The organism is Terrimonas pollutisoli (genome assembly GCF_029360765.1).
GTDB lineage: Bacteria > Bacteroidota > Bacteroidia > Chitinophagales > Chitinophagaceae > Terrimonas_B > Terrimonas_B pollutisoli.
On record NZ_JARKNA010000012.1, the window covers coordinates 58758 to 83391 of the forward strand.

Consider the following 24634-nt stretch of genomic DNA (forward strand, 5'->3'; position numbering starts at 1 on the left):
CGCCAATAAAACCTATACAGAAACGGTCGGATAAACTTTTGCTTATCCGCCCGTTTCTATTTTGGCTACTGCTATCTTATTTCGCAGGCGTAATAATAATATTCCGGTAATCGATCGGACCATGATCACCCTGGATATACAATGGACCTGGCTCCCCTTCTTTGCTATCCAGTGCGCCGCCGGTGATACCCGGTATTTCCTGGTTACAGATGATCGTTTTACCATTGGCAACAACGGTGATCATTCTTCCAATTAATGTGATATCGTAAGACTGCCATTCTCCCGGTTCTTTCGCCACCATTTCGGTGGGTGTGATGAAGCCATATACTGCGCCCAATTGATCTTTCAGCGTTCCCATTCCTTTGCTGTCAGCTATCTGCACTTCGTAACGGCCGCGGAGATAGACACCACTATTGCTGCCTTTCGGATAACGAAACTCGATATGCAATTTGAAGTCGGTAAATTTTTTATCCGTTACCAGGTTCGATCCTGACTTAGGACTTCTCAATAAACCTGATTCCACTTTCCACTGGTTCTCACCCATCGCATGCCAACCACTCATAGAACTGCCATTGAACAATTTGATTGGCGCTCCCCAAACAGGTGCTTTTACCCTGCGCAGCGATGGCGCCCTGCGTGCCGACCAGTTATACGTTTTTCCATTAGCAGCTACCATGGTACCTGCCAGGCTATCGGCTTGTAAAGTTCCTTCAAACTTTAAGTCATTGTCTTCCTCTTCCCATTGCGGTGGTAAGCTGAAGCTCAATTTTCCATCGGTAAAATGAATAATGGAAATCGGCCTTGCACTGCCGGAGATTCCAACATATTGGCCAATCAATCGTTTGTGACCTGAATGCATCACTTCAAGCCATGAAGGATGTTGTTTTCCATTATCATATATCGTCATGTCCCATCTACCCTCAATAGAAGGATCACCAGCATTGCCAGGAGCAATAATCTTAGCATTACCCGATGAGATGACAAAAAGAAATAAAACAGCCGTAACAAATAACTTACGGGATGGCAAAAGCACGTTGTTAAAGTATTTTGTTTTCATTGGCTAAATGTACTAAAGAATCAAATAGGGAAAATGATAAGTTCGTTTACCTGTTTAATTCTATTAAAGCAAACTATCGGGTTGGAAAATCTAAGCAAGCATTGTCAAGTTTCGTAAGATCACGCCAGCCGTATCCACCATGAAAATTTCCTTTTTCATCCAACAATCTTTCAGCTCCCAGCGCTTCATAAAAATAAATGGAGGGGTTATCAGGTTCGCTAAACAACAACATTGAATTGATTCCTGAATCTATAAAACGCCGCGCAACAGCACACACCATTTTTTGTCCTAATCCAAGACGATGATATGACCAGAGAAGATAGATTTTATTTAGTTGTCCTTTGAATGCCGACGATTCATCGCCATATCGGTTAGCCTGAACAAAACCTATTAATTCCTTTGATGAGTTTTCAAGTACGAGGCAGAACCAATCTTTGTTTTTTTCTGTAAAAGCTTTTCGCCATTGATAGTCGCGGATAGCATGGCTGGGCGGATTTCTGAAACCGGGATAGGTAGCATTCCAGGTGACGACATGCAGATCAACAAGTGCAGAGACATCATCTATTGTCGCTTCCCGCAGTTGAAAAGAAGAGGTATCCTCTCCCCTTTTTTTCAACGTGCTGAGATTTTTATTTTTGGAAGGACGTTGAAAGTTTTTTACCCACCGTATCAATGGGATCATAAAACTCTTCATGCTTCAGATTTGTCGTTCACCCAAAGAATAGCAAAGACCGTCGGGAGCGACCACAAAGAATAATTTCCAGTTTGTTTCCCCATACTTCTGAATATCATATCCTGCTTCTTCCCTATCCAATCCATTTGCTTTTAATTCGGCAAATGCATTTTCTACATTGTCCACTTCAAAGAAACAACCGTCCTGTGAAGCATCACCGCCATTTTCTGCAAAGCCTATCCTGATATCATCCCGCTGCAGGATAGCTGACCGCACCGGTTCATCACTCGTAGATTCAAGATGAAGACCAAACAATTTTTCGTAATAAGGAATGGCTATTTCAATATTAACAACGGGCATGTTTAAAGCATCTCCCTGGTAGCCCCATGCTCTTTTAAAAACAGCTTTTGGCTTTTCCATATAACAAATATCGTAGAAAGTGTGATAGCTGTTCGTAGGTTTCCCGGATCATTACGATAGTTATGCATCAAATGAATTAACGACCGATATTGAGCAACGGCGTATCTTATTCGTTGTCATAGTTGATTTTTGCGCTATATAAAGCCAGGTAAGGGTTTTATCTGTTTTCGTAAATTATTATTTCGTTGCCAACAATATTATAATTCGATGACCGTTGTGTAAAGCAACCATTGTTTTAATCGCTGCCTGGGTATTTTGTACAGGCTTAAAGATCCACGAACCGGATCTGATTTTAATAATAGGTGTTTTCACTAACTGCCAATATCTATGTCACCACGAACCACTCGCTTAGGATTATCCATCCTGTTTTCTGCACTTTTTTATTTCTGCGGCCAGGGTCAAACTTTCGGGACAAAAGCTTCGGCTGTTTGGCTGAGCGATTGTAACCAATCGAATTTCTTTAATACATCAGGTAGCGGTTCAGATATTATCGGCCCCGTAGCGAACAGTTTTTCCAATACCAATTTTGGCGTTCATACACAAAACTCCGGTACGCTGATCCTGCGTGGTGCTGAATTGAGAACGTTTAAAGATGCGGTTGCTAATGTGTGTGATGCCCGGTTGCATTACCGCATTTACCCGCAAAGCACAGCACCCGGGACTTTTACGATCATCGATCTTCCGTTGTTAAGTGATTGCAACATGCCGGGCGGCACCTATCCTGGCGGTGGAACTTGCGTGGCAGGTGAACAGCAATGGAACCGGGTGATCCCTGATGGAACAACAACACCTTATTCGCCGGTCGATCTTACAACATTCGCTCCCGGCAATTATGTGCTCGAAGTTTACTATTCAATTACCGGCTTGTCAACTTCAACTACAGGCTGTGATGAGACGATTGTCTTAAATAATGGAGGTGCTAACTATAGCGCCTTTTTTTCTATTCAGTCACCAACACTGGCGAGTAACAATCCTGTTACCTGTAATGGAACGGAAGGTTTAATTACGATCAGCGGACTTTCGGCAGGTGCAACCTATGGCGTGAGCTATACAGATGATGGCGTGAATGTGGGGCCTGTTAATATCGTGGCCAATGGCAGTGGACAGGTTGTACTGAGTGGATTGAATGCGGGGGTGTATGCCAATTTCCAATTGCAGATCAACGGATGCACTACTGAACTTTTTACCGGCATCATCTTGTCAAACCCGGTGTTTACACCCACGTTTACAAAAGTTGCTGCTTTTTGCGCCGGTTCAACGCCTCCCGCATTACCAACGACTTCCAATAACGGGATAAGTGGTACCTGGAACCCGGCGGTAATAAATAACCAGGCTTCCGGCAGCTATACTTTTACTCCTGCCCCTGGCCAGTGCGGTATTCAAACGACAATGAATGTGACGGTGATTCAGAAGACAACGCCGACATTTAATTTTGGCACTGCGCTTACTATTTGCGCTGACGGTACCATACCCACATTACCGGCGACCTCCAACAATGGAATACCCGGAACTTGGAATCCTTCTATAGTAGATAATCAAAACTCCGGTGTATATACATTTACCCCCAATGCGGGTCAATGTGCCAATTCAACAACTTTTACTGTAACGGTCAATCCTAATATTACTCCCACATTTAGTTTTGGAACAGCTTTGACTATTTGTGCAAATGAACCGGTGCCAACACTTCCTACTTCTTCATCTAATGGAATCACTGGTACATGGAGTCCTGCAACAGTGAGCAATCAAACATCTGGTACCTACACATTCACTCCCGATGCAGGTCAATGTGCATTACCAGCTACATTCGATGTAACAGTAACGCCGAACGTCACACCGACATTTGCTTTTGGAACAACCTTGACTATTTGTGAAAATGGAACAGTGCCAACATTACCCGGTACATCGGACAACGGAATTAGCGGAATATGGAACCCAGCGACGGTTAGCAACCAGGCTTCGGCTACTTATACGTTTACACCTTCAGCCGGTCAATGTGCATTGCCAACAACATTCACGGTGACGGTCACGCCCAACATCACACCAGCATTTGGTTTTGGAACAACATTGACCATCTGTGAAAATGGAACAGTGCCAACACTGCCTACTTCTTCTTCCAATGGAATCAATGGAACGTGGAACCCGGCAACAGTGAGCAATCAAGCTTCAGCTACTTATACATTTACTCCCGATGCCGGTCAGTGCGCACTACCAACAACATTTACGGTAACGGTCAATCCTAATATTACTCCCACATTTAGTTTTGGAACAGCATTAACCATTTGTGAAAATGAACCGGTGCCAACACTACCTGCAAATTCCACCAATGGAATCACCGGTACATGGAGTCCTGCAACGGTCGATAATCAAACATCAGGTACTTACACATTCACTCCTGATGCAGGCCAATGTGCGTTGCCAACTACATTCGATGTAACAGTAACACCGAATGTCACACCAACATTTAGTTTTGGAACAACCTTGACTATTTGTGAAAATGGAACAGTGCCAACATTACCCGGTACATCGGACAACGGAATTAGCGGAATATGGAACCCAGTGACTGTTAGCAATCAAGCTTCGGGCACTTATACGTTTACACCTTCAGCCGGTCAATGTGCATTGCCAACAACATTCACAGTGACGGTTACGCCAAACATTACACCATCGTTTGTTTTCGGAACAACATTAACCATTTGCGAAAATGGAACCGTGCCGACATTACCTGCTTCTTCATCCAACGGTATCAATGGCACATGGAATCCTACAACAGTCGATAATCAAGCATCTGGCACTTATACATTCACACCCGATGCGGGTCAATGTGCACTGCCAACAACATTTACGGTAACGGTCAATCCTAATATTACTCCCACATTTAGTTTTGGAACAGCATTAACCATTTGTGAAAATGAACCGGTGCCAACACTACCTGCAAATTCCACCAATGGAATCACTGGTACATGGAGCCCGGCAACAGTCGATAATCAAGCATCTGGCATTTACACATTCACGCCGTCAGCGGGTCAATGTGCATTGACAACAACGTTTGCGGTAACTGTTAATCCTAACATCACACCGACATTTGGTTTTGGTACAACACTCACTATTTGTGAAAACGGAACAGTGCCGGTATTACCGGGAACATCAGATAATGGACTTACCGGAACATGGAATCCAGCAACAGTGAGCAACCAGGCTTCAGCCACTTACACATTTACTCCTTCAGCGGGTCAATGTGCAGTGCCAACAACGTTCACGGTGACTGTTACGCCAAACATTACACCATCATTTGCTTTCGGAACAGCATTAACTATTTGTGAAAATGGTACAGTACCAACATTACCCACTGCTTCATCTAATGGAATCACAGGTACATGGAATCCTGCAACAGTCGATAATCAAACATCTGGTACTTACACATTCACTCCCGATGCGGGTCAATGCGCATTACCGGCAACATTTACGGTAACTGTCAATCCCAATATCACTCCCATATTTAGTTTTGGAACAGCATTGACTATTTGCGAAAATGCAACCGCACCAGCATTACCCACTAATTCCTCCAATGGAATCACCGGTACATGGAGCCCGGCAACAGTCGATAATCAAGCATCTGGTACTTACACATTCACACCTGATGCGGGTCAATGTGCATTGCCAACAACATTTACTGTTACGGTAACACCGAACGTCACACCGATATTTGGTTTTGGCACAACACTCACTATTTGTGAAAACGGAACCGTGCCGGCATTGCCTGGAACATCAGATAACGGAATAACCGGAATTTGGAATCCTGCAACGGCAAGCAATCAAGCTTCAGCTACTTATACCTTTACACCCTCGGCAGGTCAGTGCGCATTACCAACAACATTCACGGTGACAGTTACACCAAACATTACACCGACATTTGGTTTTGGTACAACATTGACCATTTGTGAAAATGGAATAGTGCCAACATTACCTGCGGCTTCATCCAACGGTATTAATGGTACATGGAACCCGGCAGCAGTCGATAATCAAACATCTGGTACCTACACATTCACCCCTGATGCAGGTCAATGTGCATTGACAACAACATTCGTGGTAACTGTCAATCCTATTGTCACACCAATTTTTGATATCGGCACAGCACAAACAATTTGTTCCGGCAGCACTTCACCTTCACTGCCTGCAACATCTTCCAATGGAATCACTGGTACATGGAGCCCCGCAACGGCTGATAACCAAACTTCGGGTACTTATACCTTTACTCCCGATGCTGGTCAGTGCGCTGTGACTACGACGTTCACATTAACCGTTACGCCAAGTACAACGCCGCTATTCAGTCTTGGTTCTTCTTTGACCATTTGCAATGGCAGTTCTGTGCCCACCCTGCCTTCCCTATCAGACAATGGCATCAATGGAACATGGAACCCTGCCGTCATCAACAACCAGGCTTCAGGAACCTATGTGTTCATACCCGACGCAACACCGGAGCAATGTATCAACAAAGTGACGTTTACGGTTACTGTAAAACCAATTCTCACGCCAACGTTTAGTTTCGGCACTTCACAAACTATTTGTAACGGAGCAACAGCGCCTGTTTTGCCAACTGTGTCCACCAATGGCATTACCGGTACATGGAGCCCTGCTGTTGTCAGCAACCAATCATCAGGTGTTTATAAATTCACTCCGGCAGCGGGACAATGCGCTACGGCCAACACTACATTCACGGTAACGGTTAACCCGGTACCGACAGTAAGTGTAATGAATGATACTACCGTCAATGATGGAAATCTTTTACCCGTGAACAACCTGGTGGGAACACCTGCGGATGTCACGTATAAATGGATCAATTCCAACTCATCGATTGGTCTTGCGGCTTCAGGTAACGGAAATATTCCAGCCTTCACCGCTATTAACAGGAGCAATGATCCGGTGACGTCAACAATTACTGTTACACCGGTGATCAATGGTTGTGCGGGTACGGACCAAACTTACCACATCACTGTTAAGCCTCTCGACAAAGATGTGTTTGTCCCCAATGTATTCACTCCTAATAGGGATGGAAAGAATGATTTGCTATACGTATATGGAAACTATATCGACAAACTGGATATGCGGATTTTTAATCAATGGGGAGAGCAGGTAATGGTGATCAACAGCCGTACTACAGGATGGGATGGCACCTATCGTGGAAAGCCCCAACCAGTAGGCGTTTATGTCTATGTGCTGCAAGCAACCCTGGCTGATGGCCGGACGGTGAAACTGAAGGGATCCATTACGTTAATGCGTTAATCATTGAAGACAATCATAAATAAATATAGAGATCATTGGCAACAAAAATTTTAACTAACAAGCATGCAGATCAGCAGTGTCAATTGCTGAGTGCTTTCGAATAAAACAGAGCATAGATGAAACGAACCACTTTTTTAACTGCTTTTGTCGTCATGGCATCTATTCACCAATCGATTGCCCAGACGGATCCCCATTTTACGCAGAACTATACATACCCGATGTATATCAATCCAGCCCTGACAGGCGGAAGTGATGGTGATTATCGGGCCTCTGCCATCTATCGGAGTCAATGGGGTAGCATCAGCAATCCTTATCGTACCACTGGCTTATCGATTGATACCCGAACTAATAAAAATATTTCGCTGGGTCTGAACCTGCTCAACCAGTCAGCAGGTGATGGTGGATTTAATTATTTCAATGCCTATGCCAGTGTTGCCTATACTGGTGTCAAATTCGGTGTCAACAACAATCATCGTATTGTATTAGCGATGCAGGCAGGTGTCATCAACCGGCGGGTAGATCAAAGTAAATTTAAGTGGGGCGAACAATGGAACCCGATCACGGGCTATAACGCTGCTAATTCTGTTTCTGAAAGTTTTGCCGCCACCTCTTCTACCACGTTAGACATTGGCGCCGGAGCGTTGTATTATGATGCCACTCCCGGGAAAAAAGCAAATGCATTTGGCGGTATCTCATTTTTCCATTTGAATAAGCCAAAAGACCCAATCATTTCATCACAGGATGTCGAGCTAAATACCATACCCCTCCGATATACCATTCACGGCGGACTGAGTTATAATCTTACTGAACGTACCCGCATCGTACCACATGCACTTTATATGCAACAAGGCAATGCAAAAGAACAAATGCTGGGCGTGTATGCTCAATACAATGTGAATGAAGAAACCGACCTGATGATCGGGGGTTATTACCGGGTAAAGGATGCTGTCGCTCCTTTCGTAGGTATTGATTGGAGAAATTTCTTAATTGGTCTTAGTTATGATGTCAACACATCAAAGCTGGGTGCAATGACAAAAAATGCAAACAGCTTTGAGCTTAGCCTCTCCTATATCAAACGGCAAGGAACCAAAAGCATTTTTGATTTTATCCGTTGTCCGAGATTATAGATGCACAACCTTTTTTTTTATCAAGCAGACCATGCATATGAACTTATTATCGATACAAAAAAACAAACCGATACAATTGTCAACGGCTATGGTTATATCGGGAAGTCTGTTACGTCAAGCCGGGCTGGCAATCGTCCTGCTGCTACAATTACTGAACGGATACGGGCAAACCAATAAGAACCTGCTGTTAGCAGACAAATATTTTGCTGCCGGCGATTTTTATACCGCTGCCAGTTTATATGAGCAATATTTAAATCGTGCAGTAAAACAAAAGTCCTATGGCGACTTTCCGTTGAATTCAAGAAAAGGAAAATTGGGCCATGGTGGTGGAGCAGTTGATCGGTCTTCGATTCTTTTTAAGCAAGCAGAAAGTTACCGGCTCGCCAATTATTGGCAGCAGGCTGCGATGGCATATAAAAAGTATTTTGAAGAAGACAGCTCGACACACGGAAATGGTCTTTATTGGCTGGCCGTTTGCGAACGCAGCCTGGGCAACTATACCGCTGCCGAAGAAAGTATAAAACGATTCCTGGTTAATCATTTCTCCAGCGATCCATTGTACAACGATGTGACAACTGAACAACAACGGTTGCAATTTATAAAAGCACAAATATCCAAACCCGATTCTTTGCTTTACAGCTTGCAAAAAATTAATACGGCATTCGGTAAAGAAAAAGGCGCTTTTGCCGTCATTGCAAACGAAGAGGATAAATTATTGTTGACAAGTACGAAACAAGATTCGGTAACTAAAACAGGGGTTGATCCCTTTCACAGCCGCTTGTTTAGTTCCACACTTTCAATCGGAAGCATACAAAACCTGCAACCGCTCAGTATTGAAGGCCTTGATATGTCTTTAAGCCAGGGTACGGCAAGTATAAGTGCCGATGGCAATTATTTATATTTTACCCAATGGAAAAAAGAAAATGGCAAAACTGTTTCGGCTATTTATTATTCCAGGAAAAAAGAAAATGGTTGGGGGCAACCTGTACTACTTGCAGCTATCAACTTAACAGGTTATAATAGTAAGCAGCCGCTTTGTACGGCCGATGGAAAATATTTATTCTTTGCGTCGGACAGGCCCGGAGGTGCGGGTAATTTTGATATCTGGTGGGCAGCATTACAGGCTGATGGCAGTACAAGCGAACCATTAAATGCAGGTAACACTTTAAATACGGAGGCAAATGAATTAGCCCCGTTTTATCATGAGCTGAGCAGAACGTTGGTATTTGCTTCCGACAGGAATGTTGGTATGGGCGGCTATGATCTGTATAACGCAAAAGGTGCAACCACGCAATGGACCGCACCTGAGAATATGGGCTATCCTGTCAATTCTTCCCGTGATGATCTATATTTTTTCAATTCTCAAAAAATACCCTTGCTGCAGTATGCATTCATTAGCTCTGACCGTGGTTCTGAATGCTGTCTTGAAGCGTATACGATAAGCAAGTCGGGTAAAAAGCAATTTTTACGCGGCGTTATCCGTGACTGCAGAAATAATGAGCCATTAGCTGATGCAACTGTCATCGTAGCGGATAATGCCGGTAAGCCTCTGCAATTAAAAACAGGTGCTGATGGAAGCTATCAATTCGAAATAAAAAATGAAAAGAGTAACTATCAACTGGCGATCAATAAAGATTTGTTCAAAGAGAAAATCAGTGGCATTTCCGTGGTGAAGAAAGATGATTCGAACTGGCAAAACGAAATTTATCACAATGCAGATATCTGCCTGGAGAAGAAATTAGTGATTAGACTTGAAACAGTAGTAACCATTTATTTTGATTTTGATCAAAGTAAATTAAAGAATCGGGGTATCACACAATTGGATTCGATCTATAACGTTTTAATACAAGATACTTCGGCTACCATCCAGGTATCAGGTTATACTGATGGCCGCGGTTCGGTGGAGTACAACAAAAAACTTTCTGACCGGAGAGCAAAAGCCTGCGCTGATTATCTTATCCAAAAAGGTATCAATCCTGCGAGGATTAGCTTTGAATCATTTGGTGCCTGTTGCCCTATTGAGATGGAATTGATCAACGGCAGGGACAATCCCGATGGACGTAGTATGAACCGAAGAGCGTTGATAAATATTAGCAAAAACTAGTTTTATATTTTTGGTGGTTGATTTTAGGTTAAAGAGAGGCATCCTGATTGGTATGCCTCTTCTGTTTATTCGACTAAACAGCGTTTAGAGATCAAACTACCCTGTTCTCTCCTGGTGCTGACTTTCCGAAATCATCCAGGTTTTTCAATGTGACTAAGGCAATTTGTGTTAAGGCCTCATCGGTTAAAAATCCCTGGTGTGCGGTAATCAATACATTGGGAAAACTCATTAATCGCATGATGGTATCATCTTCAATAACATTCTCACTCAGGTCATGAAAAAATAGTTTTTCTTCCTGTTCATACACGTCGATGCCTAAATAACCAAGCTGGCCTGATTTAAGCGCATCGATAGCCGCAGGCGTATCGATCAATCCACCCCTGCTGGTATTGATCAGCATAGCTCCCCGTTGCATAACATGCAGCGTTTGCTTGTTGATCAAATGTTTTGTTTGCTCAGTTAAGGGGCAATGCAGTGATACAACCTGGCTTTGCTGCAACAACTTTAACAGGGGTAAATATTCTACGCCATCTTTTTCCAGCTCTTTGTTGGCGATCAGATCAAAGGCCAAAACTTTACATCCTAAACCCATCATGATATGCGCAAAGCACTGGCCGATCTTGCCAGTCCCAATTATGCCGACTGTTTTTCCATATAAGTCAAAACCAGTGAGCCTGTTCAATGCAAAATTGCCTTCCCGTACCCGGTTATATGCCTTATGGGTTTTCCGGTTCAGCGTCATGATCAATGCTAAGGCGTGTTCGGCAACAGCATGTGGTGAATAAGCCGGTACTCTGACTACTGCAACCGCATTTTCTTTTGCCACTGCTAAATCCACATTATTAAATCCCGCACAGCGCAGGGCAATAATTTTAATACCGGCTTTTGCTAAAGCTTCTATAACCTGCTCATCCAGCCGGTCGTTAACAAATACGCAAACTGCGTCACAACCGTTGGCTAGGTTGACTGTTTGTTCGTTTAGTTGTGCATCAAAAAAAAGAATAGTATGCGATTTATTATAGCGGACAAAATATTCCCTGTCGTAAGGTTGTGTAGAAAAGAAGGCGATTTTCATTTGTTGACTTTGAGGACCATTATTGTTTCAGATGATGAATGTACTGAAGATTATTTTTTGGTTAATTCCTTTTTTAACGTGCTAAAAAACTTAATAGCTCTGAACACCCTCATCCCGAAGGACTTTACAACATTTTTGATACTACCGCAAACCTTAGTAGAAAAAGAATCACGTCAATGGCCCGACCTTATTACCTTATTGTATGGAAATAGATTATAATAGATTAAAATAAGGTAATAAGATTTGGGGTTCAATCAATCGGTTTTCTACTAAGGTTAAAATATAAGGGTCCGGAAGCTGACAAGGAGATAAATAGGTTTGAAGACAATTACAGCTCAAGCCATTTACAGCACTTCACAATAAGAATTAAGATTTTTTCATTATTTGGTAACTTAATAGTCTAAAACTTGCTGTATGAAAAGAAAAATAAAAATCAGCTGCTGCTTATTGGCCTTTCCCTTTATTATTATTAATAATTGTCTTGCACAATCTTTGACCGATATCAAAACACAGTTAATAAAAGATTGGGAGCGGGCTAAAGCCTATACTAACGAATACCTCGATGCCATGCCCGGCGATAAGTATTCACTAAAAGCCACTGACAGCACCCGGAGCTTTGCACAGCAAATGCTTCATATTGCACAAGCCAATGTTTATTTGATGTCCAATGCAACGGATCAACCGGCTTCTGCCTGGCTGATGTCAAACCCGGAAAAAAGTTCCCCGGCTCAGCAACGGGACTCGGTAAAATATTATGTGCAGAATAGCTATGACTTCTGCATTAATGCGATAAAAAACCTGGATGTCAGCAAATGGAACGAGAAAAAAAAGATTTTCATTTTTGAAGAAACCAGGTTTGCATTAATCAATAAAACTTTTGAACACCAGGGTCACCACAGGGGGCAAACTACTATTTATATCAGGCTGGCCGGCATAAAACCGCCGGAAGAAAAATTATTTTAAACTTAATAAAAAGAAAGCCTCTGCCATCGGCAGAGGCTTTTCATAACAGTGGTTTTCCTGTACGTTCACACCAAAAATCAGTTTAAATTATTAAAATGGGGTATAGTCAAATTTCTGCCCCCCGATGGATGCTTCATACATTAATCCTCCTTTTTCCTGCGTAAATACCATTACTCCATCTTTGTACTTCACGTTAGCCGATGCGCCTTTTGTTACGGCCACAGCAGAAACCTGGGCAGCAAACTCAAATTTGTTTTCTTTAAACCGATCGAGGGCAGCTTTGTTTTCGAAAAAGATTACTTCACGATAGGCCTGTCCGCCAAACTGGAAGCCCACACTCACCTGTTTCATTTTAGCACTTCCTATGGCAGAGCCTTTTTCATATACAATTCCGTTACCTGCTGCACCTCCCACACCGATGGCGCCTTTCCCCACATTGGGGAATATTACGTACCCATAGGACTTTTCGAACAAATTTTGCATCAGTGCGTCAGACTTAATGAACTGCTCTTTTGCTTCCTTGCTGTCCGCTAAAAGTTTATCCTTTTTATCTTCCTGTGCCTGCAAACCAGCGGGAATGGCCAATGCTGTGACTGCCAGCAGAATCGTAGATACAGTTAACATTTTAAACTTTTTCATACAAATAGTTTTTTGTTTTCATTAACGACTGAATTATTGTAGGAACAGGTGATAGATACAAAGACTTTGCCAGTAAGAAATGACCGTGACGCCATTCCAAAGTATCTGGTTCTGCGACACCATATTTTTTTATCAGTATTCATACAATATCAATGGATCGGATTTTTTGTGGTAGTCAGGATTAGATATTGAAAGCATAGAACATTATCACAGGAGGTTTACAAGATTTTAACGGCTCCTGCAGGCTCATGTTACTTAAGTGAAAAGCCAGATCATATTTACATCCATCCGTGTTGCCGTCACTTGCTTTTTTTCAAAACTATTTATCATTCTGTGGATTAAAAAAGGAAAGCGCCGTTTGTGTATTAGATTTTTTTTCGATGGAAAATTGGTTTAAATTTTAGAAACTAAAACTCCTGGTTATGAAAAAAATACTTTTTATCAGCCTGTTGTTTTCCCTTGAAATGTATGCTCAAAAACTTACCCTGCTTCCGCAAGTAGGCTTTGAGAATACAAAAACCTCACTCAACTTTAATGATCTTTCCACCATTTCGCCCATGAATATGAACTTTACTCCGCACGCAGGCATTCGGTTAGATTACCAGTCCAAAAAAGGTTTTGGTCCTTATATTGGTGTGAGTACAACAAGACCTGGAATAAATTTCAGATTTACAGATGCGGAAAACGTTATGAATTCTTTTTCGGCTGTTGCGGGTAATATGCAGGTTCGCCTGGAAAGTGGGTTGCAATATTCAATAAAGCCGATCACTTTAGGAAAATCGAAAAATATAGAAAAAATTACCGCACCTGCTAATGAAAACAAAACAAAAAGCAATTGTGGCAGAACCTATCTTTCCAGCCGGTGTGGTAGTAAAGCAACTGAAAGCAAGAAGCAACCTGCAAATCAGCGCAGTTGGGTTAGCATTCAGCCAGCTCTTGGTTTCGCCTATGTTCCTACTGCGAAAACAGGAGTCATCTCAAAAACCCAGGGGGGACAAACCATTTACGAATACCGGGCGGGCTATCACAATGCAGCGTTCACAGCCGGTGCAGGTTTTGAATTTGGAAAAAATAGCCAACGAATAATGACTGCGACTATTTCTTATTTCAATGGTATCGGCAACCTGAATGAAGAATCCATCACAACTTCAACGGGAACTAAACCAACCACCACCATCATTAAATCGGATGTGTCAGGTTGGAACCTGAAAGTAGGTATCCCTTTTACGCTTGCGCAAAAAAAACAAAAACCGGTAGTAGAAATAAAACAAAAAAGTACGCAGGAGTACAAAGGAAAATGCGGCCAGTACCGGATAATTTATAAATCATGTCATCAGCAATGATATGTTCCCAGCAAAAAAGGAGGCGCCTAAACCGCCTCTTTTTAATAACTGACAATTCAAAAGCCTTATGGCTTCTTTTGTTTAATTTGTTCCATAAAATTTAGCACTTGTAGTTCTGCGCCTTTTTGCAGCATAACTTTCTTATCAAATAATTCACTTCTTAAACCCCGGTAAAGTTTTACGCAACTTTCAAAGGCGTTTAACAATGACGTCTTTTCATACTCCGCCAATGTTTCTTTTAAGGCTACCAGGTCCGCCGTGGTGAGCTGTGTCTCTACTTTGCGAACGCCACGGGGAAGATTCCCGTTTTTTATATGCAGCAACGGCCCGAAGACCACCGTGCGAAGAAAGCCAAGCGAATCATATGCTTCAAAATATTCGCCACGACCAATTTTCAACAAGGCATAGTGTATCCATATCCAAAACCTGTCTTCAATCCATTGATATTCGGGATAGGGAAACTTTGCTTGCGAATTATCCAGTGCAGTTTGTAATTGGTCATCTGTATCGGCTAAAATGACCGGCGTTTCAATCCGGTCGCTGAATTCTTCAACCGTTAAAAACTTAATATCCACATGCAGTAAGGGGTTTTTATACAGGCAAATCAAAAGTCGCGGTTCACCTACATGCTCGCCGGTAAAACCTGTCAGCAACTCGCCAAATTTTTGTGCATAAGAAAGCATCCTGGTAGTATCGCCTGCAATTTTTTCTTTTGTCACTAATATCAGGTCCAGGTCGGAGTATTCATCCAATTCAGCAGTCAGCCAGGATCCGGCAACGGCCAGCCCGATGACCGACGAATCTGTTTTCACCGTTGCTGCGGCTTTACGGGCAAATTCCTGTTGTGTCATCCTGCTAAAATACCAAGAACTGGGATTAAGAGCCAGTCAGATGCTTGTCAAGAGGATACTAATCCCTGCAAATAAAATTTTATTCACCACCCGATGCTCAAACCAACTTTAAGCGGCGCCAGCCCTCACTAACATTTTCACAATCTCTGCATGTCCCTTCTTTTTAGCCCAGGCAAGTGGTGTGGACCAGGCGGCGCCCGATTTATTGGGATTAGCACCCTGGGCAAGCAGGAGTTCTACTATTTCAGGATGTCCCCACTTAGCGGCCAGGGCCAGTGGTGTAGATTGATATTCTTCATCGATCGGGTCGATATTGGCCCCATATTGCAGCAGCAACGATGCCTTTGCAAGATTTCCTTTTTGCGCCATATCATGCAGCAGTGTAACATGGTGCCAGCTCATGGTGTTAGGGTTCATTCCCTTCTCCATCATATACTTTGCACCTTCGTCATGCTCAAAATAATAATATTGCGCCCATTTCAAAATATCGGGAACCTTTGCACCATAACTCATCAGCAGGTCAATCATAGGACGGTTATTTTCTTTAGCCGCAAATGTTAATATCCCTTCACTCCAGAAGAAAGTATTATTCGACACAAACTCCGGATGTTCTTTTAATATTTCCCCGGTGCGTTGTAAATTTCCCTGGTCTACCACCCGCTCAAATTCTTTTTCCAATTCCGTCCGGTTATAAAGAATTTCTCCATTGTCGCCTTTATATTTTTGAAGCGTGGGTTGATTGGCATAGTCCTGCAATAACCAGGCAATATCATCGTGTTCCCGGTCCTGCGCAATTGTTTCCAGGCTTTCCTGGAAGGGGTAAATCTTATAAGTGGGATCGTGAGCACCCTCCTTCAATAAATAATGAACCATTTCGATATGCCCTTGCCGAACAGCAAAATGAATGGGTGGCGTATAATTGTATTGCGCATAAATCAGTTCAGGACATTCTTTTTCTAGTTTCTTTACCGTGGCCAGGTCCCCCTCATATCCCGCCAATAATATTTCCCAAACTTTGGTAGTGGTTGAAATAACATTATTGGCAAGCACCATGGGCAATGTTGACTTCAGTTCGTTGGGTTGTATCATAACTTTTGTTTTGATTCAACAATAAAAAATGAAGAAAGCCTTATTTTAAATCTGATTTTCCATTCTAAGTCTGCCTAAGCTCAATTATTGTTTATACACTACTCCCGCTTTCATCACAAACACCACTTTGCCAAATGCCTTTGCGTCTCTTAATGGATCGCCATCTATGGCTACGATATCAGCTGTCTTGTTTGCTTCAATGCTACCCAACTTTTCTTTTTCTCCTAACAACTCCGCTGCATTGATAGTAGCTGATTTGATGGCGTCCATGGGTTTCATGCCGGCCTCTATCATATAACCAAATTCGAGCCAGTTCATCCCATGCCTGAACACACCGGCATCCGTGCCAAATGCGATCTTCACTCCTTCTTTATGCGCTTTGGCAAAAGTCTTTTGTATCTGCGGACCGGTGGACAAGGCTTTTGGTGTAACGATCTCGGTATAATAGCCGGGAATTTTTGCGCTATCTGCGGTTGACTTTCCCGCGGTAATCGTTGGCACATACCAGGTGCCATATTGCTTCATTAGTTTTATTCCCTCATCATCCATAAAGGTTCCGTGTTCGATGGAATTTACGCCGCCGCGAATAGCCCTCTTGATACCTTCTGCACCGTGTGCATGAGCGGCAACCTTAAAGCCATAATCTTTTGCTGCCAGTACGATGGCTTTTATTTCCTCTTCGGTAAACTGTGCATTGGCTCCATCCTTAGCCTGGCTGAGAACGCCACCCGTTGCCGTAATTTTGATGAGATCCGCACCATCTTTGTATCGCTGCCGCACCGCCTGGTAAGCATCTTCGGCGCCATTGATCACACCTTCTTTGGGTCCGGGGTCACCCATCAGGTCTTTACGATAACCATTCGTGGGATCTGCATGACCACCTGTTGTGGCAATTGATTTAGCTGCAGTAAAAATTCGTGGTCCTGTTATCCATCCTTTGTTAATCGCATTGCGCAACGAAACATTTACACCACTGCCTCCCAGGTCCCTTACGGTTGTAAAACCGGCCATCAGGGTAACATTCGCATATTTGATTGACTCAAAAGCGACGTCCGGCGGGTTTAGCATAAAGCGGTCGGCTACATTTCCTTTTTTTGTTTCCGATTCCAGGTGCACATGCATATCGATCCAGCCGGGAGTAACGGTCATTGTTTTCAAGTCAATGTTCTTATCGTTGGCACCCGGTTGAGTAAACCCTTTCTCAATGGAACTGATCTTATCTTTCTCTACAATAATGGTCATATTTTTCTTTGGTTCATCCGCTATGCCGTCAATCAGGGTGCCGCACCAGATATAGGTTTTTTGAGCCGTGATGGTTGAGAAGATAAAAAGACTGGTTAACAGGAAAATGGTTTTACTCATCAGCAATTTGTTTTAGCATTTAAAAATAACCACTTTCAACCGATAAATGCTTTGTCCCGCTTACCACAATTTCTTTAACTTGATCACTCATTATTTAATTGTATTGGGCATATGAATATCAATATTGCTTTGCTGCGTGAAAAAGTAAATGCCTATAAACAGGTATTAGCAAACACCCGCAACTACCGCCAGGAATGGAAAGACAAGACCAGGCAGTTTATTAAAAACATGTTGCAGGATATTATTCAACAAACAGAGCTGAAAGCTTCTGTCGTCGAAAAAAACAATATCGAAAACCTGGAAGCGGTAATCCTCGACCTTGGCCGGAGCAGCAGCGGCATTGCTGAAAATTTGGAAAACGCCGATGTAAAACGGATCATGGTAAAAAATAATGGATCACTCATCTACCAGCAATTATTCAATGGTAAAATCATGGTGATGCTCGTGAGTCCGCACATTGAAGGATATGGTGAACCCAAGTCTCCAAAAAGCCTGCAAATAATAAGGCCGGATGAAGTGGCGGAGCAGGCAATTTTTCGTCATGTAAAAGATCTGCTGGATGATATTACCGGATGGGAAGACTATGATGATGAAGATCCCAAAACAAAAGTTCCTTTTCAACCTATTGGCTTCCGCCATACGGTTGGGCTTACAGACAATAATGGTGATGATGCAGCGGATGTAACGAAACAGTGAGCTATATCTACCTGGGGCTGATATTATGCAGCTTTAAGATTTCAAAAAACCTTTCTTCTTTACCACCTTTTTTCATCTCTGCATAAATAATATTAATGATTTTTTCCGCGTCTGTTCTATAAGGGGATTTTTGCTGAATATATAAATTATAGGCCTTACACATATTATCAAGACCTTTTTCATGATCATTTAAGTAAGCAGTGTATATCTGCCCCTTTCCAAAATAAATTTCCGGGTTGTCTTTATCCAGTTCCGCCAGTCTTTCATAAGCTTCGATGGCCTTGTCATACTCTTTTTTAAAACGATACACTATCGCAATATTCTGCAAGGGCATGAGCCCCGTTGGATCGATTGACAAAGATTTGTTGTAAGCATCCAATGCTTTATCATATTCACCCAGCTTTCTATACGCTATCCCAATATTATCCCACGCAAACGCAAATTCAGGGTCAATTTTCACAGCCTTTTCATAATATTTTATAGCTTTTTTGTAATTCTCTTTTTTTGATTCATCGATCCCTTTATAGTATAACTCAAGAGCTTTTTCATTATCAGAGAAAGATTTTTTGCTTTCTTTATCGCTTGAAGAAATTTTTTCTTTAACTGCCTTGCAGTTTTCCATTAAATATCTTTCTATTTCATAGTAAGCAGCTTTATACTCCGGCGAGTCTTCATTTCTATTTACTGTAATTTCAATTTGTTTTTTCCCACTTTTTTCTTTTGCTGTTTTAGTCAGGCTATCGACGTTCGCCAGTTGGGAAGTAAGCTGATAAATGTTGGTTTGCAAATCGATGCATCTGTTTATTTCCTTTGCAATTTCCTCTTTAGCTTTATTACTTATTTTGATTGAATCGATGCATTTACAGCTGATTTCTGATAGTTCTGCAAGGAGTTTTTCTTTTTGACAGATTCCTTTTACACAGAATAAAAACAATGCTACAGCGCTTATTACTAATTTCATTTTACTCATAAGGTTTACGAAGGAGGGTATATAATTTTGGTCAGGACGAAAATGAAAAAAGATAATTGAAAAGTGAAATCTTTTTGCTTTTTTCTGACTTTTAGATTAATCGTCAAAAGAATCTCAATAAATCAAACCCACGACGCCTCGACGATCAGTTCAACCCATACACATCCTTTGCCAGCCTGAATGTATTGCAATGTGCTTCGACTATCATGCGGATGTCTGGTGAATAGCCACCGCCCATAGCTACTGCGCAGGGAATATTATGTTTTTGTAGTTTACTAAAAACGATCTCATCTCTTTGTTTGCAACCATTGATGCTGATGTCAAGTTTGCCAAACTTATCGGTTTTCAAAATATCTACACCGGAGAGATAAAAAGCAAAACCGGGTTTTACTTTTTCAATAAGCATATTCAACGTGTCCCTGAGCAAGGGAAGATAGATATCATCTTTTGTTCCATCTTTTAAACCAATATCGAGGTCGCTTGTCTCTTTGTGAAAAGGATAATTGTGCGCCCCATGCATGCTGAATGTAAAAACCTTTTTATTGTGCTCAAACAACTTTGCCGTACCGTTGCCCTGGTGCACATCCAAATCGATGATTAATATTTTATTTATTTTTTGCCGGTGTAATAAATAGTTTGCCGCTACCCCGAAATCATTCAGCAGGCAAAAACCTTCGCCCCTGTCGGCAAATGCATGATGCGTGCCACCGGCTACATTCAGGGCTACACCATTTACAAAAGCATGATTACAACAATCAATGGTGCCCTGTGTGATGATCAATTCACGATGTGTCAGTTCAGGCGATTGGGGAAATCCAATATGCCGTTGCTCTTTGGCAGACAATGTCTGTTTCTTTAATTTATCCAGGTAATCACGGGTGTGAGTCAATAAAACAATATCATCCGAACAGGCAGTGGGAGAAAAAAGATTGCCGTTATTGATACTGCCCTCGTATAGCAATTGCTCGGGTATCAATTCATATTTGAGCATGGGAAAGCGATGCCCCTCCGGCAAAGGATGGGCATAAATGGGATCATATGCAATATGTAAACCTTTTGGGGTTATTTGGATCAATGTTTTTGAAATAACGGCAAATTTACTAAGGCCGCACAAACCTTAAAAAACAAAAAGGCAACGATCTACCTCACCGGTTGCAGATTAATTGATATAGACCGGTGATCGGGTTTTGAAATGAACGATGCCCCGATAAAAATGTCAGGTATTCTCTTGTACAAATCGCAACGTATTGCCATCGGCATCGGTTACATAAAACTCCCTGTTGCCCCAACTTTGGTCGAGCGGTCCCTGGTGGACAGGTGAACTTTCTTTACTCGATGTATCGAGTCCCCTGCTTAAATATTTTTCAAACAAGTTGTCTATATCCTGTACCAGTACATTGGCGGCAATTCCAATCTTTTGATCGCCTTCCAAACTTGTCAGCATCAATTCTGCATCCCCATTTTTCAAAGCAACCACCCAGTCATCTGCGGATGCGCCGGCTTCTTTTAATTCAAAATCAAGTATAGTAGTGTAAAAATTTATAGCCTGCTGCATATTGCGGCAGCGAAAAATCGGAATCATTTTCATGTTGCAATGATTACTTTTTTATATTTCCTCCGGGGCTCCACCCGTAGTTATTCAAATTTAAGCCCGAAGGGCTTGACAAGCACCCCAAAATATTGATTAGCCGCAGGACGATCAGGCTCCTTACGCTTTCCAAATTTCCTTCAGGATGAAATATATCAGCGTTGAGTCTTTTCTGTGAATGACGCTTCATCACTGTTTACTTAAACATGTCTTTAACCTGACTTAGTGTGACACCAAGTGTTTCGAGGCAAATAGCATCCAGCTCTTTTTCATCGCCGGTAAAATGAAAAACACTATGCCTGTGCATGAGTGACTGACCGGGCGATAGAAAGGCTGCCGGTGAAACCGATTCGAGTTCATAAAAAGGACCAAGTTGTCTTCCATCTTCCAGCGGGCCATCATTGTATGCATTGACGGCATCGCCACTGAAGGGTGGTTTCTTTGTATCCCATTCCATGTTTAAATACCTGCCTGTTGGACTTACATCAAACAGGGTGATAGTAAGAACCTTTTTATCGGCGTCATAACTACCCGCTATGTTTTTCGCGGAGCCGGGAGGAATGCCCAATTTACTCCGCAACTTTCCATCTGCTTTAAAGAAGATGGTATTATCCGCATACTTTATCCGGCTTGCAGGTATTTCACCAAAATAGTTTGTATTGGCAGATTTTGAAATGCCGTCTTTCTTATTATAGGGAATGATAACTGTAGTATTGGGCGAAGGCGGAAACATGTCGAGTATCCAGATGCAGGGCATGCCGGTTGAATCGGTCCACGGCTGTTCTCCCATATTGGCCAGGTTGTTTTCGGTAAAATAGCCAACCGTCCTTGCACCAGTGCCATATTGAATGCCGAGCCGTTGTTTAATGCCGGAATTGTCAAGCACTCCTATTCTTCGGTTAACCGAGAGAGATAATTCGGTACCGGAATAATTCACCAGCTTCATATCTTTTTTTATGGTCACCGCCGTATCCGAAGCTGATAGAAGCTGCCACGGTTCGGTATCAAAGGCAGCGGGTATTTTCCAGTTGCCAAAGTCCATCACAAACCCTCTTGGAAAAAAAAGCGAGAATGGTCCGCCTTCCGGCCCAAGCCAGATACGGTTCTCGCCCCCATAGGCATTCATGTGCGGATCAGGAGGCGCATCAAAGGCCTGGTAATTGATCCAGCCAAAACTGGAACCATCGCCTGTGGTGGAGGTAAAAACTTTCGCCTGGTATTTGGGAGAAACGACTACTTTGGACTCACCCCTGGTAAGAACAACAACGCTGTCGTATTTCTCCAAAAAATCCAGGTCTTTTTGAAAAGGAGTTTCTGATACATGGCAGGAAAAAATAACACTAACGCCAACCAATAAAAATGCTAATCTTTTGCCGTCCATAATAAAATTCTCGTTGATGCAATGTACGGCCATCCGGCGAAGTTTCCTTTGCCGTTGTTAGCAATGGCATGACTTCGATTATAAAAATGGAATCTCCCCGAAAGGATTTGCAGAGGAATCTGAGTGATAGGTCGTTTGCTTATCAGGATGCGTAGGTTCGGGCTGCTTTTTGGAGATTTCTTTTTTGCGGAACATCAGTGCGAGCATCAGCATGGCTAATGGCGCTGTAAAAGCCCATGGATATCCCAGTACAAGCAGTGCCTCCGAATAATGGGGGTAGAAGTAAACGAAGCTGATCAGTGGCGTGACGAGCCCGTTAGCAAGGAAGGAAATCCTTACAAACTTTTCAAACCCCTGTTTGCGAAATGCAGGGACTGCAATCAGCATTGCCAGGCCCATAAATATGTATCCTAAAGCATCAAAATCCCAAAAAAGCGAATGCGGTGTTTGATCGAGTACCCGGACTTCTTCTAAACGGCCCTCCAGTTTCATGGGAATGACGGTTGCTAATTGAACTACATAATTTGCGGTCACAAACACCGCATAGATGATTGTGAAGATCAGGGCAGCATGACTCGAAAATTTCTTTTCCTTTGGGGTGGCATAATGGAAGGAAAGCATTTCAAGAACAAACGGAATGACAATACAAAGTGATGTGCCATAGATTAAGATTTCGTCGGCCGGGAAATGAAGAACACCACTAACCTGTAGCAATTGGACAACGACATAACTCACGGTGAAACCGCAGGCCATTATGCCCGACCAAAAACCTATTGTCCTTACGTTTTTCATTAAAGCAAGATAGGTTTTGCAGTGTGAGCTTCGCAGGATGTTGGTTAGTAACAGGGATGATTGTAATCAGCGTAGGACTAAACATAGCGACCTTTCTGTAAATTCAAACAATGAAACGATTTTTAAACCGGATGTCAAATGCCGGTATCCATCCGGGACTAGCTTTACAACAGGCAAGGACGATTGTTTTTTTAAACTCCCTCTCCCTGCTGGTGGTGCTGTTGATTTTTTTGAACCTGTTGTTCCCGGTTACCGGTGCTCCCTTGCGTTTCCTGGCAAACTACTTATTGCGATACAGCACGAATGGAATCACATGGTATTTCTGGAGAAATACAGGTTACAGAAAGCACATTTAAATTATTGGAAAATAAGTGCAGCGTTGATTGCCGTGGAACGATTGACGTAAAAGGTAAAGGGTTGATGACAACTTATATTTTAAAAGGCAATAAGATCCATGTTGACCAGGAACTATAATAGTCTTTGCCACGTTATCCTATTCCGTCGATAACTCAGTAGCTCATTTTATAGAAGAGAAAGTCGCTTCTAATCGAGTTGTTGAAACTTAGTTCAACAGTTTTTTTAATTCCAAATCATCGTTAGCTAATTGCCGCAAACAGAGGTCTGCTTCTTTCCGCGGCGTCGTAATATCAGCTCCTGCTTTCAACAGCAATTTTATGCAGGCTACCTGGTGAAAGGTATTAATCTTGTCGCCGGTCAGTAGCGGCTGAATTGCCCAGGCAAGCGGGGTACTGTTATAGGATGTGTCACGCAGGTCAATGATTGCTTTTTCGCTGATCAGCCTTTCTACTAACTTGTCTCTTCCACAATAAGCCGCCCAATGCAATGCTGTAGCACCATCATGCCTGCCCTTATAATGGATATCTGCACCGTTATCAATATAGAAAATACCCAGTTGCTCCGCATGAAGGCTGGCGGCGGCCAGCAAAGGCGTGTCCTCATTCTCTTTAATCTTAGCGCCATTAATATTGGTTCCAAAGTCTAAAAAGATTGTTGCAATTCGAATGGCTTCTTCGTCAGTAATTTTTTTCGCAAAAACAGCATCACAAATCCGGTGCAGCGGATGTGCTTTCATGGCAGACTTACTATCGTAGGGTATGGTGATGCCTTCATTGACAAGATTTGGATTGCCGGCCAACAACTGGCTTATTCCTTCATAATCTTTATGCTCGATCAGTTTTTTAATATCTGGTTTCATCGCATTGA

Annotated in this window: 22 protein-coding genes; 8 read left to right on the plus strand and 14 right to left on the minus strand. The window is 42.5% G+C overall.

The window, feature by feature from the left end; all coding sequences use genetic code 11:
* Positions 1–76: 76 nt before the first annotated feature.
* The 3 genes from P2W73_RS17610 to P2W73_RS17620 form a co-directional block, all read right to left on the minus strand.
* Positions 77–1057, minus strand: coding sequence for a 3-keto-disaccharide hydrolase (locus tag P2W73_RS17610; protein ID WP_276503401.1), 981 nt, complete (start codon positions 1055–1057; stop codon positions 77–79).
* A 73-nt stretch (positions 1058–1130) separates the two neighbouring features.
* Positions 1131–1751 carry a GNAT family N-acetyltransferase gene (locus P2W73_RS17615; protein ID WP_276503402.1) on the minus strand — a complete coding sequence of 207 codons (621 nt, stop codon included), beginning with the start codon at positions 1749–1751 and terminating at the stop codon, positions 1131–1133.
* Between the two features lie 3 nt (positions 1752–1754).
* Positions 1755–2150, minus strand: coding sequence for a VOC family protein (locus P2W73_RS17620; protein ID WP_276503403.1), 396 nt, complete (start codon positions 2148–2150; stop codon positions 1755–1757).
* 327 nt (positions 2151–2477) lie between these two features.
* On the opposite strand from P2W73_RS17620, the gene P2W73_RS17625 reads away from it, so the two are divergent.
* From P2W73_RS17625 to P2W73_RS17635, 3 genes are all read left to right on the plus strand, one after another.
* Positions 2478–7430, plus strand: a complete 4953-nt coding sequence (locus P2W73_RS17625; protein WP_276503404.1) for a T9SS type B sorting domain-containing protein — start codon at positions 2478–2480, stop codon at positions 7428–7430.
* A gap of 116 nt (positions 7431–7546) precedes the next feature.
* The gene (locus tag P2W73_RS17630; protein ID WP_276503405.1) at positions 7547–8557 is read left to right on the plus strand and encodes a PorP/SprF family type IX secretion system membrane protein; all 1011 of its coding nucleotides are present in this window, start codon (positions 7547–7549) and stop codon (positions 8555–8557) included.
* 37 nt (positions 8558–8594) lie between these two features.
* The gene (locus tag P2W73_RS17635; protein WP_276503406.1) at positions 8595–10661 is read left to right on the plus strand and encodes an OmpA family protein; all 2067 of its coding nucleotides are present in this window, start codon (positions 8595–8597) and stop codon (positions 10659–10661) included.
* A 91-nt stretch (positions 10662–10752) separates the two neighbouring features.
* Here P2W73_RS17635 and P2W73_RS17640 read toward each other — a convergent pair whose 3' ends face one another.
* A complete protein-coding gene (locus P2W73_RS17640; RefSeq protein WP_276503407.1) occupies positions 10753–11736 on the minus strand; it encodes a 2-hydroxyacid dehydrogenase in 984 nt (327 codons plus the stop codon).
* Between the two features lie 414 nt (positions 11737–12150).
* Here P2W73_RS17640 and P2W73_RS17645 point away from each other — a divergent pair, with 414 nt between their 5' ends.
* Entirely contained in the window at positions 12151–12699 is a 549-nt protein-coding gene (locus P2W73_RS17645; RefSeq protein WP_276503408.1) for a DinB family protein, read from the plus strand.
* A 90-nt stretch (positions 12700–12789) separates the two neighbouring features.
* On the opposite strand, the gene P2W73_RS17650 is transcribed toward P2W73_RS17645, so the two are convergent.
* On the minus strand, positions 12790–13338 hold the full coding sequence (locus P2W73_RS17650) for a lipid-binding SYLF domain-containing protein (protein ID WP_276503409.1): 549 nt from the start codon (positions 13336–13338) through the stop codon (positions 12790–12792).
* Between the two features lie 422 nt (positions 13339–13760).
* Between P2W73_RS17650 and P2W73_RS17655 the strand changes: the two genes are divergently transcribed.
* Entirely contained in the window at positions 13761–14681 is a 921-nt protein-coding gene (locus P2W73_RS17655; RefSeq protein WP_276503410.1) for a hypothetical protein, read from the plus strand.
* Between the two features lie 65 nt (positions 14682–14746).
* Here P2W73_RS17655 and P2W73_RS17660 read toward each other — a convergent pair whose 3' ends face one another.
* The 3 genes from P2W73_RS17660 to P2W73_RS17670 form a co-directional block, all read right to left on the minus strand.
* On the minus strand, positions 14747–15532 hold the full coding sequence (locus P2W73_RS17660; RefSeq protein WP_276503411.1) for a nucleotidyltransferase domain-containing protein: 786 nt from the start codon (positions 15530–15532) through the stop codon (positions 14747–14749).
* Between the two features lie 108 nt (positions 15533–15640).
* Positions 15641–16621 (minus strand): ankyrin repeat domain-containing protein, encoded by a 981-nt coding sequence (locus P2W73_RS17665; RefSeq protein ID WP_276503412.1) that lies wholly within the window; start codon positions 16619–16621, stop codon positions 15641–15643.
* A gap of 84 nt (positions 16622–16705) precedes the next feature.
* A complete protein-coding gene (locus tag P2W73_RS17670) occupies positions 16706–17983 on the minus strand; it encodes a metal-dependent hydrolase family protein (RefSeq protein WP_276503413.1) in 1278 nt (425 codons plus the stop codon).
* A gap of 111 nt (positions 17984–18094) precedes the next feature.
* Between P2W73_RS17670 and P2W73_RS17675 the strand changes: the two genes are divergently transcribed.
* Entirely contained in the window at positions 18095–18679 is a 585-nt protein-coding gene (locus P2W73_RS17675) for a hypothetical protein (protein ID WP_276503414.1), read from the plus strand.
* 7 nt (positions 18680–18686) lie between these two features.
* Here the strand turns inward: P2W73_RS17675 and P2W73_RS17680 are convergent, their stop codons facing one another.
* From P2W73_RS17680 to P2W73_RS17700, 5 genes are all read right to left on the minus strand, one after another.
* Positions 18687–19640, minus strand: coding sequence for a tetratricopeptide repeat protein (locus tag P2W73_RS17680; protein WP_276503415.1), 954 nt, complete (start codon positions 19638–19640; stop codon positions 18687–18689).
* Positions 19641–19794: 154 nt separating this feature from the next.
* Positions 19795–20724 (minus strand): histone deacetylase family protein, encoded by a 930-nt coding sequence (locus P2W73_RS17685; RefSeq protein WP_276503416.1) that lies wholly within the window; start codon positions 20722–20724, stop codon positions 19795–19797.
* Between the two features lie 141 nt (positions 20725–20865).
* A complete protein-coding gene (locus tag P2W73_RS17690; RefSeq protein ID WP_276503417.1) occupies positions 20866–21237 on the minus strand; it encodes a bleomycin resistance protein in 372 nt (123 codons plus the stop codon).
* Positions 21238–21433: 196 nt separating this feature from the next.
* Positions 21434–22651, minus strand: a complete 1218-nt coding sequence (locus P2W73_RS17695) for a DUF6786 family protein (RefSeq protein WP_276503418.1) — start codon at positions 22649–22651, stop codon at positions 21434–21436.
* A 45-nt stretch (positions 22652–22696) separates the two neighbouring features.
* Positions 22697–23410 (minus strand): hypothetical protein, encoded by a 714-nt coding sequence (locus tag P2W73_RS17700; protein WP_276503419.1) that lies wholly within the window; start codon positions 23408–23410, stop codon positions 22697–22699.
* A gap of 110 nt (positions 23411–23520) precedes the next feature.
* On the opposite strand from P2W73_RS17700, the gene P2W73_RS17705 reads away from it, so the two are divergent.
* Positions 23521–23766, plus strand: a complete 246-nt coding sequence (locus tag P2W73_RS17705) for a hypothetical protein (protein ID WP_276503420.1) — start codon at positions 23521–23523, stop codon at positions 23764–23766.
* Positions 23714–23884 carry an adenylate/guanylate cyclase domain-containing protein gene (locus tag P2W73_RS26535; RefSeq protein ID WP_369127531.1) on the plus strand — a complete coding sequence of 57 codons (171 nt, stop codon included), beginning with the start codon at positions 23714–23716 and terminating at the stop codon, positions 23882–23884. Before P2W73_RS17705 ends, P2W73_RS26535 begins: the two co-directional genes overlap by 53 nt.
* An 88-nt stretch (positions 23885–23972) precedes the next feature.
* On the opposite strand, the gene P2W73_RS17710 is transcribed toward P2W73_RS26535, so the two are convergent.
* Entirely contained in the window at positions 23973–24626 is a 654-nt protein-coding gene (locus P2W73_RS17710) for an ankyrin repeat domain-containing protein (RefSeq protein ID WP_276503421.1), read from the minus strand.
* Between the last annotated feature and the right edge of the window lie 8 nt (positions 24627–24634).

Coding starts and splice junctions, on each gene's coding strand:
- P2W73_RS17610 (WP_276503401.1), bottom strand. CDS start 1,057: ATGAAAACAAAATACTTTAACAACGTGCTTTTGCCATCCCGTAAGTTA.
- P2W73_RS17615 (WP_276503402.1), bottom strand. CDS start 1,751: ATGAAGAGTTTTATGATCCCATTGATACGGTGGGTAAAAAACTTTCAA.
- P2W73_RS17620 (WP_276503403.1), bottom strand. CDS start 2,150: ATGGAAAAGCCAAAAGCTGTTTTTAAAAGAGCATGGGGCTACCAGGGA.
- P2W73_RS17625 (WP_276503404.1), top strand. CDS start 2,478: ATGTCACCACGAACCACTCGCTTAGGATTATCCATCCTGTTTTCTGCA.
- P2W73_RS17630 (WP_276503405.1), top strand. CDS start 7,547: ATGAAACGAACCACTTTTTTAACTGCTTTTGTCGTCATGGCATCTATT.
- P2W73_RS17635 (WP_276503406.1), top strand. CDS start 8,595: ATGAACTTATTATCGATACAAAAAAACAAACCGATACAATTGTCAACG.
- P2W73_RS17640 (WP_276503407.1), bottom strand. CDS start 11,736: ATGAAAATCGCCTTCTTTTCTACACAACCTTACGACAGGGAATATTTT.
- P2W73_RS17645 (WP_276503408.1), top strand. CDS start 12,151: ATGAAAAGAAAAATAAAAATCAGCTGCTGCTTATTGGCCTTTCCCTTT.
- P2W73_RS17650 (WP_276503409.1), bottom strand. CDS start 13,338: ATGAAAAAGTTTAAAATGTTAACTGTATCTACGATTCTGCTGGCAGTC.
- P2W73_RS17655 (WP_276503410.1), top strand. CDS start 13,761: ATGAAAAAAATACTTTTTATCAGCCTGTTGTTTTCCCTTGAAATGTAT.
- P2W73_RS17660 (WP_276503411.1), bottom strand. CDS start 15,532: ATGACACAACAGGAATTTGCCCGTAAAGCCGCAGCAACGGTGAAAACA.
- P2W73_RS17665 (WP_276503412.1), bottom strand. CDS start 16,621: ATGATACAACCCAACGAACTGAAGTCAACATTGCCCATGGTGCTTGCC.
- P2W73_RS17670 (WP_276503413.1), bottom strand. CDS start 17,983: ATGAGTAAAACCATTTTCCTGTTAACCAGTCTTTTTATCTTCTCAACC.
- P2W73_RS17675 (WP_276503414.1), top strand. CDS start 18,095: ATGAATATCAATATTGCTTTGCTGCGTGAAAAAGTAAATGCCTATAAA.
- P2W73_RS17680 (WP_276503415.1), bottom strand. CDS start 19,640: ATGAAATTAGTAATAAGCGCTGTAGCATTGTTTTTATTCTGTGTAAAA.
- P2W73_RS17690 (WP_276503417.1), bottom strand. CDS start 21,237: ATGAAAATGATTCCGATTTTTCGCTGCCGCAATATGCAGCAGGCTATA.
- P2W73_RS17695 (WP_276503418.1), bottom strand. CDS start 22,651: ATGGCCGTACATTGCATCAACGAGAATTTTATTATGGACGGCAAAAGA.
- P2W73_RS17700 (WP_276503419.1), bottom strand. CDS start 23,410: ATGAAAAACGTAAGGACAATAGGTTTTTGGTCGGGCATAATGGCCTGC.
- P2W73_RS17705 (WP_276503420.1), top strand. CDS start 23,521: ATGAAACGATTTTTAAACCGGATGTCAAATGCCGGTATCCATCCGGGA.
- P2W73_RS26535 (WP_369127531.1), top strand. CDS start 23,714: ATGGAATCACATGGTATTTCTGGAGAAATACAGGTTACAGAAAGCACA.
- P2W73_RS17710 (WP_276503421.1), bottom strand. CDS start 24,626: ATGAAACCAGATATTAAAAAACTGATCGAGCATAAAGATTATGAAGGA.